The organism is Sorangium sp. So ce321, assembly GCF_051530195.1.
In the GTDB taxonomy this organism is placed as follows: Bacteria; Myxococcota_A; Polyangia; order Polyangiales; family Polyangiaceae; genus Sorangium.
Window position 1 is genome coordinate 3,903,983 of the sequence record NZ_CP150329.1, and the last position, 15,101, is coordinate 3,919,083.

Sequence of the window (15,101 nt, forward strand, 5' to 3'; positions counted from 1 at the left end):
CATGCCAGCGCTCTCCGACGCCGACAGCGCCGCGCGGGCGCGCGCGCTCGCCGAGTTCGGCGCCGCGCTGCGGCTCCTCCGCGTCGAGGCGGGCCTGAGCCTGCGCGCCCTCGCGCACCGCATCGGCGTCTCCAGCGCCTACCTGAGCCGCGTCGAGCACGGGCACGACGCCATCCCCACGCCCGACCGGCTCACGGCGATCGCGAGCGCGCTCGAGCTCCCTCCGGCGGTGCTCCTGGAGCTCGGCCACCAGGTCGAGCCGCTCGTCTCCCGCTACCTCGAGCGCGTCCCGGCGGCGAACGCGCTCTTCCTCGAGCTCGCGCGCCGCGACCTGAGCGGCCCTCAGCTCGCGCGCGTCAAGGCGTTCATCGACGCGGAGTTCCCGGTGAGCGCGCCCTTCGGCGTGGCGCCCGCGCGGCGGCTCAGCGAGCTGCTCACGCCCGAGCGCATCGTCCTGCACCTCTCGTGCGCGCACATCGAGGACGTCATCGACGTCGCCGCCTCCCGGCTCGTCCCCAAGTGCGGCGCGCTGTCCGCGAGCGCGCTCGCCCAGGAGCTCCTGCGGCGCGAGCGCGAGTCGCCCAGCGCGCTCGGCAACGGCGTCGCGGTCCCGCACGCGATCGTCCCCGGCGCCTGTCAGGCGGCCGTGCTCGCGACGCTGGCGGAGCCGCTCGCGATGCCGACGCCGGGCGGCGCCCCGCTCCGGCTGCTGGTCGTCCTCATCTGCGGTGAGGGCGGCCGCGCGCACCTCGAGCTGCTCGCGCAGGTGGCCAGGCTCGCCAGCCACAACGCCGCCGACGTCCTCTGCGCCGCGCGCGACCCGGGTCAGCTCATCGACCAGCTCGCGCAGATGGAAGCCGGCTGCAGCTGACGCTGGCGACCTCCGCGGCGGCGGCGCGCACTGCGGCCGTGGAGGGCCGCCGTCACTTGACGCGGACGCGGCGCTGCACGACCGACGAGCCGCCGCGCGTGTCGCGCAGGACGGCGGTGAGCGTGGCGATCCCGGGCTCCGCCGGCGGAATCCAGTTCACCGCGTGGTCGCCGAGGTACCCCTTGGACGCGTCGCTCACGAGCTTGATCCCCCGGTCGAGATCCCCGAGGTCGGCGAAGTAGTCGATCCAGACGATCTCCTTCAGCGCCTGCTGCTGCGCGTCCGGATCGGGCTCCGCCACGCTCGCGTCGAGGAGCGCGTCGAGGTCGTACGAGGGGCACTCGACGAACGGGTCCTCCGCGCTGCACCCGACCTCGCGCCGCTCCTCCTTGCCCACGGGGCAAGGGGGGACGGTGGGGATGTCGGCGAAGTCTTCCGGCAGCGGCGCGCCATCGAGCGTGAGCCCCTGCATCTCGGGGTTCGCGTTCACGCGCCCGTCGCCGAAGACGTAGACCTGCGTGTAGCCGGCGACGAAGCTGTCCGGGCCGAGCCGGCGCCCGTCGGCGTCGAAGCAGCCGACGGGGAAGGTCCCGGCGCGCCCGGTGCCCTGGTCCTCCACCGCGCCGAGCGTCCCGGTGCAGGCGACGAAGAAGACGTACGCGCTCCCGTACGCTGGGCCCGAGACCGGGGGCTGGCGGCCGACGAGGATGTCGTCCCCGATCGTGACCGTGTACGTGTCGCCGAAGCCGGGGGGCACGCCGTCGAGCTCGGGCAGCGGGTCGCCGGGCTCCCAGCCGTCGAGCTGCGCGGCGAGCTCGGCGAACTGCGGGTAACAGCCGTAGTAGTCGTCCCCGATCGGGTTCTCGCATCCGCCGAACCAGTAGACGTTCACCGGCCGAGTCCCGCCCTCCGCGCCGCCGAGCCCGTCCTGGTAGTGGATCTGGAAGGTGACCTGCTCGCCGGGGTTGGCGTACGGCCTGTCGGCGACCACCGCGAAGACGCGCAGCCCGTCCACGAGGCTCGGCGGGTCGAAGCCGGCCACGCACCCCGAGGAGATCGCCGGCGCGGCGACCGCTCCCAGCGCGAGCGTCGCGAGCAGCGCGCGCCGCCACCTGCGCCCGCGACCTGCGCCGGCGCGCTTCACCGCGCCGCCCGCGCCGCTCATCGCCCGCGTGGATCGCATCTCAGAACTCTCCTCGCAGCCCGAAGCTCGGCAAGATCGGCAGCCCTGTGACGTACTGTCGGGCTGTATAATCGTAGTTGTACTGAACCGCCTCGCTGTTCGCGTTGTTGTAGACGTTCTGCACGTCGAGGTAGGCCGACAGCCGCCAGCGCGGGAACTTCCACGTCTTGTCCAGGCGCAGATCCAGCTGATGGAACGGCGGGAGCCGCTCGCTGTTCGGCGTGGAGAAGGGGATGGGCGTATAGGTCCCGGTGGGCGCGTAGAAGAGCGCGTTGGTGCGGTACGGATCGCAGCTCAGCTCGTTCACGTTGCACGCGTTGGGGGTGACCAGGTTGCCGGAGACGAGGCGGAACCGGGCGCCGAACTCCCAGCCGTCGCCCAGGCGGTAGCTGCCGAGCACCGTCAGGATGTGGGTCTGATCGAACGAGACGAGCCGCTCCGCCTCGCCGGGCCCGGGCACCCGCGTGCTGCGGGACAGCGTGTACGCGACCCAGCCGAAGAAGCGGTCGCCGGGCTTGTACTTGAGCAGGAACTCTCCCCCGACGACCCTGCCGGAGCCGAGGTTCTGGTAGTCGAGCTGGATCGAGCCGGGCCGGTTCACGCCGACGACGAGCTCGTCGAGCTGCTTGTAGAACCCCTCGGCCGACGCCTCGATGTTCTGGGTCACCTCCTGCTCGACGCCGAGCGCGTAGTGCAGCGCGCGGGTCGACTTCAGGCCCGGGTTGCCGAGCGGCGGGATCACCTCCTGGAACTGCGGCGGCTGGTGGAACACGCCGACGCCGCCCTTCACCGTCGTCCGCGGGAACCCCTGGACCACGTCGAAGCGCCCGTTGACGCGCGGGCTCACGGTCGCCTGCTGGTTCAGGTCCTGGTAGTCGAGGCGCAGACCCGGGACGATCTTCGCGCGGGGGCTCGGGGCGAGCTCGAGCTCGGCGTACGCCGCGGGGTAGAAGAAGTCGCCGTCGCGCGAGACCTCCTGGAGGGTGCGCGTCGAGAACGGCTGGTTCGGCGGCTCGCCGGGGCGGTTCGGCGCGGGGGCACGGAGGTTCACCTCGTAGAGGCCGGCGAAGACGTCGAGCCCGGCGTTGAAGACGACGCCCTTCGCCACCCGCCGCGCGTACTCGAGGCGGCCGGAGAGCGTCTTCAGATCGAGCTGGAAGTAGATCGGCCCGATCCCGAAGTCGGCGTCGTCGCGCGCGATCGCGAGCACGCCGTCGAGCCGGTCCCTGTCGGTGAGCTCGTGGTCGTAGCGGAGCTGCAGCCGCTGAAACGCGGTGTGCAGCCCGACGTTGCCGGAGAGCGCCGGCTCGTTCGGCTGCGGATCGCTGAGGAGCAGCTCGAGCGCGTCGTCCGAGCCGAAGAACGTGAGGCGGACGCGCGACGAGGGCGTCGGCTCGGTCTCGAGGAGGACCTGGTAGTCGTAATAGACGGGCGCCTGGGTGACCCCCGCGCCCGCGGCCTCGAGCACCGGGCCGAACGACTCGCCGATGTGGCTCCGGCGGCCCGCGACCATGAAGCGGGTGTTCTCGAGGAACGGCACCGGCCCCTCGAGCAGCACGCGCGCGTCGATGAGGTCCATCTGCGCGAGGCCGTGGAGCTCGCCGTCCTCGTTGGGCGAGCGCAGGCCCACGTCGACGATGCCGCCCTGCACGCGGCCGTACTTGGCGCTGAAGTTGCCGGGGTAGAAGTCGATGACTTTCAGCATCTCGGTCGGCACGACCGAGGAGAGGCCGCCGAAGTGGTAGACGAGCGGCACCTGCGTGCCGTCGACGAAGACCTGCGTGTCCTGCGGGCCGGCGCCGCGGACGATCAGCAGGCCGGCGATGACGGGCGGGCGCGCCACGCCCGGCAGGTTCGGGAGCGAGCGCAGCGCGTCGCCGTTCGTGCCGGGGATGCGGTTGATCTCGCGCTGCTCGAGCGTGCGCTTCGTGACCTCGCGCGGCGGGCGGTCGCCGCGGACCGTGACCTCGAGGCCCTCGCCGCTCGGCAGGAGCCGGTACTTCACCTCGACCTGCTCGCCCGCGGTGACGTCCTCCTCGACGGAGAGCGGCTCGAACCCGGGCGCAGCGACGGTGACCTGGTAGCGCCCTGGCGCCAGGTCGAGGAAGACGAAGCCGCCGCTCTCGTCGGTGGTGACCTCCGGCGCCGCGGCGGGCGCCTGGCGGCCGCCGCCAGAGAGCGCCGCGCCGCCGCCGGCGATGGGCGCGACGGAGACCGTGGCGCCCGCGAGCGGGACGTCGCCGCCGCTCGCGAGCACGGTGCCGCGGAGGTTGTCGGCGATCGGCGCGAGCTCGCCCGGGGCCGCGGGCGGCGGCGCGGCGGTCTTCAGCGTGAACGTGTAGCGGTACCGGATGCGCGCCGCGGCCGGGGTGCCGTCGGCGCGGCGCGCGGGCTCGAACTCGAGCTTCCGGGCCGCGGCGACCGCGGACTCGTCGAACCCGTTGCCGGCGCTCTCGATGACGACGGCCTGCTTCACGCGCCCGTTGCGGTCGATGTCGAGCTGCAGGGTCACCGCCCCCTGGAGCCCCTGCTTCTCGGCCTCGGGCGGGTACTCCGGCGGCGTGTAGTTGAGCGCCCGCGGCGGCGTCGCTTGCCCTGCGGGCGCGACCGGGGGGGCGGCGGGCGTGACGATCGCGCCGCCCTCGCCCCGCGGTACGCTCGGCGGCTCCGCGGGCGCCTGCGGCGCCCCCTGGCCCTGCTGCTGCTGCTGCGCGCGCGCCGGGGAGGGCGGGAGCGCGGCGAGCAGCAGGGCCGCCAGCGCGGCGGCGCGCGGCCTCCGGGAGCGGCGCGGGAGCGGGCCTCCGGCGCGGATGGGGGCGGGCTCCTGCGTCATCTCGAGGTCACACCGGGTCGCGCCGCTTCAGGACCACGCAGAGCGTGACGAGGATGAGGAGCGTCATCCCGGAGAGCACCGCGTACGGCATCCAGGTCTGGTCGTACGTGGTGAAGCCCCACGCGCCCGCGTAGTTGTCGGCCGCCATCTGCGCGATGGCGCACTTGAACTTGCCGCCCTCGATGAACTCCGCAGGGAGCGAGTCGGTGCGGTGCAGATCGATGACCCAGGCCGGGTCCTCCGCGGTCGCGAGCCGCTCCGGCGCGATCGCCCCCTCGAAGCCCCAGCGCGCGGGGATGATGTACATGAGCGGCCGGAGGTGCGGCACCGTCGTCATCGGCACCATGAGCCCGCCGAGGACGACCTGGGGGATGAGCGCGATCGGCGTGAGCGCCATCGCCGCCTCGGACGAGGCGACCACCGTGGAGAGGAGGAGCCCCAGCGCGACGGCGCTGAGCGAGGTCGCGGTCAGCGCCGCGAGCTGCATGGCGAACGCCTGTACGCCGCCGTGGAAGCCGAGGGTGAAGAACACGATCGCGAGCAGGATGGTGCACTGGACGAGGCAGAACCCGGCGAGCAGCAGGTACTTGGAGAGCACGTAGTTGACGAGCCCCAGGTTGACCATGCGCTCGCGGAGGTAGATGGCCCGCTCGCTGACGATCTCGCGCGCCGCGTTCGAGGTGCCGAACCAGACCGCGGCGACGACGAGGAAGAAGATCGCCGCCGTGTGATCGGTGCTGACCTCCATGCCCTTGAGGATGTCGGTGCTCTGGTCCGGGCCCCCGGCGCGGCGCCCGAGCTCCTGGAGGGCGCCGAGGCACCAGGCCGGGATCGCCTTCTCCTGCCCGCCGAAGACGATCGCGAGCAGGATGCCGATGATCGGCGCCTGGAGGAGCATGATCAGGGTGCCGGCGATGTCGCGCTTCTTCACCTTGAAGTAGCGCGACAGGAGCAGGCGGAGCTGGCCCTTGGTCGTGGCGCGCCCGGCCGGGATGCCGCGCTGTCCCTGCCCGGTGCCGATCTCCCGCCGGCCGGAGTACATGCGCCTGTACGTCGGGTTGGCGTCGGTGAAGAACTCCTTGCGCCACTCGATGGCCGCGAGCCTCCGGGCCTCGCTGCGGGACACGTTCGGGTCCCGCGCGCGGAGCTGCTCGAAGATCGGCCGCTCCCGGAGCGCGAGCATCTCGAACATGTCGCGCGGGTTGTCGACGTCGTTGGGCTGGCCGTGCCGCTCCTTCCAGGTGCCGAAGAAGCGGTAGGCGTCGGGCCGGGTCGGCCCGAAGAACGTCGGGATGCCGCCGTAGCCGAGGATGAGCGCGTGGCTGAACTTCTCGAACTCGTCCTTCGCCGGCTGGTGGATCGTCATGATGATCGTCTTGCCGGTCGCCTTCGTGAGGTCGTGCAGCAAGGTGATCAGCGCGGTCGTGTCGTCGGCGGCGAGGCCCGAGGTCGGCTCGTCGAGGAAGAGGATGACGGGGTCGGTGACGAGCTCGAGCGCGATGTTGACGCGCTTGCGCTGCCCGCCCGAGAGGATCTTGTTCTCGGGCTTGCCGATCTGGAGGTTCTTGACGCCCTCGAGGCCGAGATCCTTGATGGTCTGCTCGACGCGCGCGTCGATCTCGGCCTCGGTGTAGTCGGGCGGCAGGCGGAACTTCGCGCTGTAGCGGACGGCCTCGAAGACGGTGAGCTCCGGGTGGACGAGATCGTCCTGCGGCACGTAGCCGATGGACCCGCGGAGCGTGTCGTAGATGTTGTAGAGGTCCTCGCCGTTGATGCGGACGACGCCGCTCGTGGGCGGCAGGTAGCCGTTCAGGGTGAGCAGGAGCGTCGTCTTGCCGGCGCCCGACGGCCCCATGAGCGCGATCATGTCGCCCGGCAGCGCCTTGAACGACACGTTGTCGAGGAGCGTCTTTTGCTCCTGGGGGTTGTCCCGGTCGGGGACCTGGAGGGAGAGGCTCCACGCCTCGATCTCGTAGAGCGGGCGCCCTGCCCACCGATCGGCGGAGTACTCCTCCTGGATGACCTCGACGGCGCCCGCGCCCCCCATCTCGATCTGGAGGGGCATCGGCCCGATGTAGATCTTCTCGCCGCTCTGGACGGCGATCTTCTGGCCGGGCGCGATGCGGTTGCCGCGGACGTAGGTCCCGTTGGCGCTGCCGCGGTCCTCGACGTAGAGCTGCCCGCTGATCGAGTGCAGGAGGGCGTGGTGGCTCGACACCTGGGGGTGCGCGAGCACGATGTCGTTGTCGGGCGTGCGCCCGATCTTCTTGACGTTCGACCCACCGCCGGAGAAGTCGAGCTGGCCGAGGACCGTCTTGTTCTTCTTGCCGGGCGCGCCCGCGGCGGGCAGCGCCGACGCGGCGTGCGCGGGCTGCTGCGGCGGCGCGTAGCCGCCGGCGGCGGGCTGCTGCGGCGGCGCGTAGCCGCCGGCGGCGTGTTGCTGCGGCGGCGCGTAGCCGCCGGCGGCGTGTTGCTGCGGCGGCGGCGCGTAGCTGCCGCCGGGCTGCGGCGGCAGGGCGCTCCCGGCGGGCATGGCGCCCGGCGCGCCTGGCAGCGCCGACATGCGGGCCGCCTGGGCGAGCTGGGCGAGCAGGCTGATCTGGACCGGGACGGGCCCGAAGGCGACTGCGCCTTGCGGATCGATGGGCGTCGGCGTGCCGGGCGCGATGCGCTGCGCGCTCACGTACGTGCCGCTCGTCGAGTTGTGGTCGATGACCATCATGCGATCGAGCGTGACGGTCGCGTGCTGGCTCGAGACGCTCGGGTGCTGGAGCACCAGGGAGGCGCGCGCGGGGTCTCGCCCGATCACGACCTGGCCGGGCGCGGGCGCGAGCGTGCCGGGCGACGCGAGCATCAGCGTGATCGCCGGATGGTTGAGCGGGACCGGCGTCTGCGCGACGACGAACTGGGTGCGGAAGTCGAACGGGAGCTGCTCTCCCGGCGCGAGCGCCCGTCCGTTCGCCGACGCGGGCCCCTGTCCGCAGGCGAAGAGCAGCTTGCCGCCACCCTGGTTGATGATGCGCGCGTGCTCGGGCAGGACGCCGGGAGCGACGAGCACCACGTCGCAGGTGGGAGCGCTGCCGATCGTGATGCTTTGTTTGCCTAGCCCCGGGATCATTCGGGCCGCGTTTCACCACAGGCGGTGGGGGAGGGCAAGGAAAGAGGCGCGTCGTGCGTGCGCCGCGATGGCGCCGCGGTGTTCGCGCGCGCGGAGTGGCGAGGCGAGCGGCTGCCGCGTCGCGCGCGCGGGCAGGCAGCGCGCGACGGCGGGAGGCTTTCGCCTGCTGGTCGAACAGAGCGTCAGAGCGGAGCTTCGTGACGGGCGGGAGCCGGGCGGCTCAGCGCATCAGAGATCGAGGAGCATGAAGCCGGCGCGGGTCTCCTCGAGGGAGGGCCGGCGGAGCGACTCGGGCTCGTCTTCCATGTCGGCGGGTGTGCCGTCCATGTCGTTTCCATACTCGAGCTCTTGGTCTCCAGGCATGGAGGAACCTCCGGAGAGCTAGGCTAATCCGGAATCTGGTCCTTCTTCAATTGCATTTCACGGCCGAGATCGTCGCGCGGCGCTCATTGTGAGTCGTCGGGCGCACGGATGCGCGTGGGGACGTCTCTCCGCCTTCGCGCTCAGTCGCCGCTGAGCTTCCAGAGCAGGACGGCGAGCAGCGCGACGATCACGGCCGAGGCCGCGGCGATGGCGGCGATGTAGACGCCGCGCGGGGTGCGCACGGTGGTCGGGACGCTCGACGCCGCGGGCGATGACATGGGGCCAGAGAAGCCCGGCGCGGCTGCGGCGTAGCCGTGAGCGTGCGGCGGCGCGGGCGCGAGGTGGTGGTGCGGGGCGCCGGCGAGGGCGCTGCCCGGCGCTGCCGCGCGGTGCTCGGCGAACGCGACGGAGGCCGGGGGAGCGTCCTGGACGAGCGGGTGAGGCGGCGGGCCGAAGGCGGCGGCAGGCAGAGGCGGTGCGCCGAAGGAGCCCGGGTGAGGCGGCGCGCCGTAAGGGGCGCCGGCGTGAGGCGGCGCGCCGAAGGAGCCCGGGTGAGGCGGCGCGCCGTAAGGGGCGCCGGCGTGAGGCGGCGCGCCGTAAGGGGCGCCGGCGTGAGGCGGCGCGCCGAAGGAGCCCGGGTGAGGCGGCGCGCCGTGGGGGGCGCCGGCGTGAGGCGACGCTCCGAGGGCAGCTCCCGGGTGAGGCGGCACGCCGTAGGCGGCGCCAGGAGGAGGCGGTGCGCCGAACGAACCCGGGTGAGGCGGCACGCCGTAGGCGGCGCCAGGAGGAGGCGGTGCGCCGAACGAACCTGGATGAGGCGGCGCGCCCGGTGGCGCGCCCTGCGCCATCGGCGGCGTGGGGGCGGGGGCGCTCAGAGGAAGGGGGGACAGCACCGCGGGCGCGTCAGGCGCGGTCACGCGAGGCGCCGGCGGCACGGTCGGGGGCAGCGCCGATGCGGTGTCCATGGCTGTCGGGCTCACGGCAGGCGCGCTGTCGATGGCGGTCGGGCGCAGGGGCGGGGCGCCGATGGCAGCCGGGGGGGCCACGGGCGGCAGGTTGTCGGTGACCGTCGGCACCACGGCGGATTCGCTGTCGATGGTCATCGGACGCGGCAGCGGCGTGCTGCCGGCGGCCGCCGGGGCCACGGGGGGCAGGTTGTCGGTGACCGTCGGCACCACGGCGGATTCGCTGTCGATGGTCATCGGACGCGGCAGCGGCGTGCTGCCGGCGGCCGCCGGGGCCACGGGGGGCAGGTTGTCGGTGACCGTCTGGACCACGCCAGCCAGGCTGTCCGTCACCGTCTGGACCACGCTGGGCGCGCCGTCGGTGACCGTCGGGCGCTGGAGCGGCGCGCCGCTGGCCGCCGCCGGGGCCGCGGCGGACGCGCCGTCGGTGACCGTCGGGCGCTGGAGCGGCGCGCTGCTGGCCGCCGCCGGGGCCGGGGCGGGCGTGCTGTCGACGCCGGTCGGGACCACGGTGGTCGCGCTGCTGGCGGGCGCCGGGCGCAGCGCCGGCGCGCTGCTGGTGGGCGGCGAATCCGCGGGGCTCTGCTGGCCGCTCGACGCCTCGTCGGGTCGGGTCATCGCCACGGTCTCCTGCGGATTCGAGGCGCGCGGCTCGTCCGCGCCCGCGCTGCCGGCTCCGGGCGGCCCCTGCGCGATCGTCAGCGAGCGGCTGCCCGTCTCGAGGACCCGGGCCATCTGGACGGTGATGTTGTCGTGACCGCCGCGGTGGTTCGCGAGCTGCACGAGCATCCTGCACGCGTGCTCGACCGAGCCTGACGCGAGCGCCTGCCGCGTGCACCCGAGGATGTCCCCGCTGAGCACGAGGTCGGTGAGGCCGTCGCTCGACTGGATCAGCACGTCCCCCGGGTACAGCTCCATCGGCTCGGGGCGGACCTCGACCTCCACCTCCGGCTTCATCCCGAGGGCGCGCGTGATCTTGTTCGCGTCGGGGTGGCCGATCGCCTGAGCCTCCGTGATCATGCCCGCGTCGACCATCCCCTGCACCATCGAGTGGTCGCGCGTGAGGGGATAGATCTGATGGCTCCGGATCACGTACGCGCGGCTGTCGCCGACATGCGCTATGTCGACGCCGGCGTCGTGGAGGATCATCGCGACGACGGTCGAGCCGGGCCGGACGCGGTTGTCCGCCGGCCCGCCCAGCTGGTAGACGCGGCGCCCCGCCTCCTCGATCGCGGCCTTGAGCGCCGCCCGCGGGTCCACGGTGGCCGGCGTCTGCTCGATCGTCTCGAAGATCGTCTTGATGGCGGTGCGGCTCGCCTCGCTGCCCCCGTAGTGCCCGCCCATGCCGTCGCACAGGACGCAGAGGTGACCGAACTTGGTCTCGGCGTAACCGCACGCATCCTCGTTGACCTGCTTGTTCGGATCCCGACCCGCATCGCTGGCCTGGGCGAACTCGATCTTGAGGTGCACGGAGGACTCGGTCGGGGGCATCATGGGGGAGCGTCGCTCGGGGCGTGAGGCCAGGCCTCGGACACGCTACTCCAAACGGACGCTGAACTCGACGGGGCCGAACCGCAAGGACGCTCCGGGCGGCACCGGCGTCCACACGGACGCCGCGATGCGCTGGCCGTTCACGTAACTCCCGTTGTTGGACCCCTCGTCCCGCACGAACAGCTGGCCGGCCTCGAGCTTCAGGCTCGCGTGGGTGCCGGACACCCGCGGCTCCGAGAGCGCGATCAGGCACGTGGCGCCGTCGCGGCCGGCGCGCACCTCGGTGCCCGGGTGCACGGTGTAGATGCCCGCCGGGCCCGAGAGCGTCGCGCGGCTGGCCCCGCCCGGGGGAGCCCCCATCATCGGCCCGCCGCCGTACCCGAAGTCGCCCGGGGGCGGCGGCGCCGGCGCGTACGGCGGAGCCGGCGGCCCGCCGCCCGCCACGATCGGCCTCGGGGGCGCCGCCGCGACCGCGCCGCGGCGCTTGCCGCCGCCGCCGCGGAAGATCGACACGAGCAGCAGCACGATGACGACGCCGCCGAAGGTCACGCCGCCGATGAGCAGGTAGGGCAGCGGCGCCTCCTTCGCCTTCATCGTGAGGATCTTGTCGGCCGTGACCGCGCTCGTCCGCCGCGCCTGGTTGTCGTAGACGATGAGGCGCGCCGTCATCTGGTCGCCCTTGCCCACGAGGAACTTGTCCGTGTCCGGCAGCTCGAACTCGACGACGCTGTCGCCGGCCGAGATCGCCTTGCCGCGCATCCCGCCCTCGATCAGCGTCCGCTGCGCCTTCTTCGCGTCCTCGAGGTTCCCGCCCTGCAGCGACTGCGGCGCCGCCTGGTTCTTCGGGACCATGTAGATCTCGGCCCGCTGCGCGTTGCCGCCCCAGCAGAAGTTGCCGAAGATCTTGACCGTGCTGCCGGGGTAGATCGGCGACTTCTTCGCCGCGCGATCGGTCGCGTCCCGGTCGATGTCGAGCGGCCAGGCGGTGGGATCGATGCCCACGGGGACGTTCTGGAACGTGGCGTCGCCGGCGATCGGCGGATCCGTGTTGATGAAGGCGAGCTTGAAGGTCTGCGTGATGCTCGGCGCGACGCAAGACACCCGCCACTTCACGATGTGCATCTTGTTGAAGCGGGTGCGGATCGCGTTGACGATGTTGGCCGCGCGCCGCTGCTGGCCGTCGCGCACCACGCTGAAGAAGCCGCCGATCTCGGTGTTCGCCATCCCCTCCATGAACTCGCGCGCGTTCGCCGTGAACTCCTCGACGAGCCGGCTCGGGAACCAGATCGAGATGACGGGCACCGGCGTCTTCGGCAGGACGTCGTTGTTCTCGGGGAACCGCCCCTTGGTCAGGTAGTCGCGGAGGAGGTTCGACGCCGCGGCGGTCGAGCTCGGGTCCGCGCCGGCGGAGCCGTTCGAGAGGACCACCATCGCCTGGTGCATCGGCACCGGCACCCCCTGGCCGGCGTTGCCGAGCTCCTTGAACGCGTCGGTCGCGGCGTTCTTGATGATCGTGAAGAGCGGGCGGGTGCGGCCCTGGGTCGGGTAGGTGCGCGCGGCGCCGGCGATGGTCTGCGCCGCCGTCTGCTTGTTGCTCACCCACTTCGAGTCCTCGACCACGCCGCGGTCGTTGAAGAACATCACGTCGACGATGTCGTTCGGCTGCATCGCGTTCACGAACGCGCTCGCGACCGCCTTCGCCTCGTCGAAGCGGGTGCCCATGCTCGACGCGGCGTCGATCAGGATGAGCCACGCCGTCCCGACGCCCGGCTGGCCGGCGCTGTCGCCCCACCGCACCTTCGACTCGAACTTCGCCGGCAGGTCCGTCCCGTCGACCGTGACGGAGAAGATCGCGTTCTTGTCCGGGAAATCGAAGGACGAGTAGAGCGCCGACGGCTGCTCGATGGCGTCCGCGATGCAGTCGAGGTTCGCGTCGCCCGTGAGCGCGGCGCACGTGCGGGTGATGTCGCTGAGGCGTTTGTTCTGCACCACCTCGAGCACGGTCGTGAGCACGGGCGAGCCGTCCACGGTGCTCGCGCGCGGGTCGATGCGGAGCAGGTGCGCTTCGGGGGCGGCCTCGGCGCGGGGCTGTCCGGCGACGAGCGCGAGGACGGCGGCCGCGAGCGCGAGGAGCGGGGCGCAGAGCCGGGCTCTGCCCCCGCGCCTCCCGGGACATGTGGAGGCGCTCATGGAGTGGATCGGGCGGGTCGCGTCATGAGAGGGAGTCATGCGTGGGGATCTCCAGCGAGCGCGAAGGAGCAGAGGAGCGCTCCCCGCGCGAGCGGGGCGGCCGCCGCGCGCTGGCGGCGGCTATCCGGTTGGTTTTCACGCAGCCTGGCCGGGCCGCCAGGTGCCGGTCGAACGTCGCGGGGGAAGGGGGGCGGGCTTGGCAACGCCTCTCCTCGTGCGCTGTGCACGTCAGGCCCGCGCGGCCACGCTGAACAGGATGACGCTGAAGCCGCCGAAGCGGATCTTGTCGCCATCGCGCAGCTCGCGCCGGCCCTGGAAGCCGATCGCCTCTTCGTTGTGGAACGTGCCGTTGGTGGAGCCGAGGTCGGCGAGGACGAGCCGCCCGCCGTCGATCTCGACGGTCGCGTGGTGCGTCGAGGTCGTCCCGTGAGCGATCTCGATGTCGACCTTCTGCCCTGTCTCGGCGCGGCCGATGATGTTCTTGCCCTGCCAGAGCGGCCAGAACCTCCCGAACGTGTCGTCCTGGAAGCTCACGAGGAAGCCCGCCAGGGTGCGGCGGCTCTCCTGCCCCCGCGGCGGCGCCGGGGTCGGCTGGCGCTGGACCGGGGGCGCGGAGATGTACTGCGGCGGCGGCGGCGGCGCCGGCAGGGGCATGCCCTGGTGGGGCGGCGGGGGCGGGGGCTCGCCGTAGGCGCCCATCCCGCCCATCTGCCCGCCCATCTGGCCGACGGGCGGCGGCGCCGACGGGCCCGGCTGGTTCGGAGGGTAGGCCGTCTGGTTGAACGGGTCCCCGCTCATCTGGATGCCGTCGAGGGCGATCGGGTGACCCCCCTCCATGCAGAACGAGCCGCCCGCCGGGATCGCATGCCCCTGCACGCAGCGCGCGCCCTGCTGCTGCGGAGGCGGACCGAAGCCCGGCCGGGGGGGCCCGGGGTAGCCGCCCTGCTGCTGCTCCGGGAAGCTCGGGGCCGAGCCATAGCCGCCCCCGGGCGCGCCGAACACCGGCGGCTCCGGCGGAAAGGGCGGCGGCTTCAGCGGCAGCGGAGGGGGCGGCTGGGGCGCCCCGTAGCCGCCGGGCTGCGACCCGAAGGGCGGAGGCGGACCGAAGCCGGAACCGACGCCCTCGGGCGGCGGCCCGAAGCCGGGAGGTGCAGGCGGAGGAGCCCCGAAGGGCGCCGGCGGGGGCGGACCAAAACCGCCGCTCGGCGAGCCATAGTTCGGAGGGGGCTCAGGGGGCGAGCCGAAGCCCGGGGCAGGAAACGGAGGCGGCGGAGGAGGCGGAGCTCCGAACGCTCCAGGCCCGGACGGGGCGAGCGGCGAGGCGCACACAGCGCAGAATTTATCGGCGGGGGTCGCGGGCGCACCGCAACGCGGACAGAGCATGGTGATCCTTCTCGGGTTTCGCGGCGCTGGGGCGCCGCCGCCGCGAGCATACCGTGGGCGCTCGGCCGAGGATCAAGAAGAAGTATGCGGGAATCCTTGCTGCCGATTGACAAGGCCGCTCGCGCGCGTGCGCGCGTCGCCGTCCGGCGCGCAGAGATTCCTGCGCTGCGCCAGAGACGCTGAGCGCGCGCTCGATACCAGGAGCACGGCTGCCCAGCTGGCGGCCTGATCTGCGTGCGCTCTGGACGCGGCCGGGAATGCCCGGCCGGCGCGGATCAGTCCTTCGCGTCGCGAACGCGGGCGGCCTTGCCTGCGAGGTTGCGCAGGTAGAACAGCCGCGAGCGGCGGACCACGCCGCGCGAGACGATCTCGACCTTGTCGATGCGGGGGCTGTGGAGGAGGAAGATGCGCTCGACACCGACCGTGAAGCTCACCTTGCGCACGGTGAAGGTGCTCCGGGCTCCGGCGCGGTGCCGCTTCAGCACGACGCCCTGGAACACCTGGATGCGCTCCTTCTCGCCCTCGACGATCTTGTAGTGGACGCGCACCGTGTCGCCGACCCGGAAATCCGGGATCCCCTCGCGGAACAGGGGAGCTTCGATCTTCGCGAGGATGTTCGAGGTCTGCATGGTCGGTCAATCCTTCAAAGGGTCGGGGATCCGTCTTTACGGTCCCCTGCTCAAGGGGGCAGGGCCGCCGCCGTT

The 15,101-nt window shown here is 72.8% G+C and carries 9 protein-coding genes; 1 reads left to right on the forward strand and 8 read right to left on the reverse strand.

Annotated elements, in window-relative coordinates; translation table 11 throughout:
• Nucleotide 1: 1 nt before the first annotated feature.
• A complete protein-coding gene (locus WME89_RS15075; protein WP_438009855.1) occupies nt 2-871 on the forward strand; it encodes a PTS sugar transporter subunit IIA in 870 nt (289 codons plus the stop codon).
• 52 nt (nt 872-923) lie between these two features.
• Here WME89_RS15075 and WME89_RS15080 read toward each other — a convergent pair whose 3' ends face one another.
• From WME89_RS15080 to rplS, 8 genes are all read right to left on the reverse strand, one after another.
• Nucleotides 924-2,054, reverse strand: coding sequence for a hypothetical protein (locus WME89_RS15080; protein WP_438009856.1), 1,131 nt, complete (start codon nt 2,052-2,054; stop codon nt 924-926).
• A 1-nt stretch (nt 2,055) separates the two neighbouring features.
• Nucleotides 2,056-4,887, reverse strand: coding sequence for a TonB-dependent receptor domain-containing protein (locus WME89_RS15085; RefSeq protein ID WP_438009857.1), 2,832 nt, complete (start codon nt 4,885-4,887; stop codon nt 2,056-2,058).
• A 7-nt stretch (nt 4,888-4,894) separates the two neighbouring features.
• Nucleotides 4,895-8,005 (reverse strand): FHA domain-containing protein, encoded by a 3,111-nt coding sequence (locus tag WME89_RS15090; RefSeq protein ID WP_438009858.1) that lies wholly within the window; start codon nt 8,003-8,005, stop codon nt 4,895-4,897.
• 228 nt (nt 8,006-8,233) lie between these two features.
• Complete coding sequence (locus WME89_RS15095; RefSeq protein ID WP_437309815.1) at nt 8,234-8,368, reverse strand: hypothetical protein; 135 nt, start codon at nt 8,366-8,368, stop codon at nt 8,234-8,236.
• A 140-nt stretch (nt 8,369-8,508) separates the two neighbouring features.
• Entirely contained in the window at nt 8,509-10,827 is a 2,319-nt protein-coding gene (locus WME89_RS15100; protein WP_438009859.1) for a protein phosphatase 2C domain-containing protein, read from the reverse strand.
• A 42-nt stretch (nt 10,828-10,869) separates the two neighbouring features.
• Nucleotides 10,870-13,014: an FHA domain-containing protein gene (locus WME89_RS15105; RefSeq protein WP_438009860.1), complete on the reverse strand. Its 2,145-nt coding sequence runs from the start codon at nt 13,012-13,014 to the stop codon at nt 10,870-10,872.
• A 228-nt stretch (nt 13,015-13,242) separates the two neighbouring features.
• On the reverse strand, nt 13,243-14,397 hold the full coding sequence (locus tag WME89_RS15110) for an FHA domain-containing protein (RefSeq protein WP_438009861.1): 1,155 nt from the start codon (nt 14,395-14,397) through the stop codon (nt 13,243-13,245).
• Between the two features lie 275 nt (nt 14,398-14,672).
• Complete coding sequence (gene rplS / locus WME89_RS15115) at nt 14,673-15,026, reverse strand: 50S ribosomal protein L19 (protein WP_436617143.1); 354 nt, start codon at nt 15,024-15,026, stop codon at nt 14,673-14,675.
• Nucleotides 15,027-15,101 lie beyond the last annotated feature (75 nt).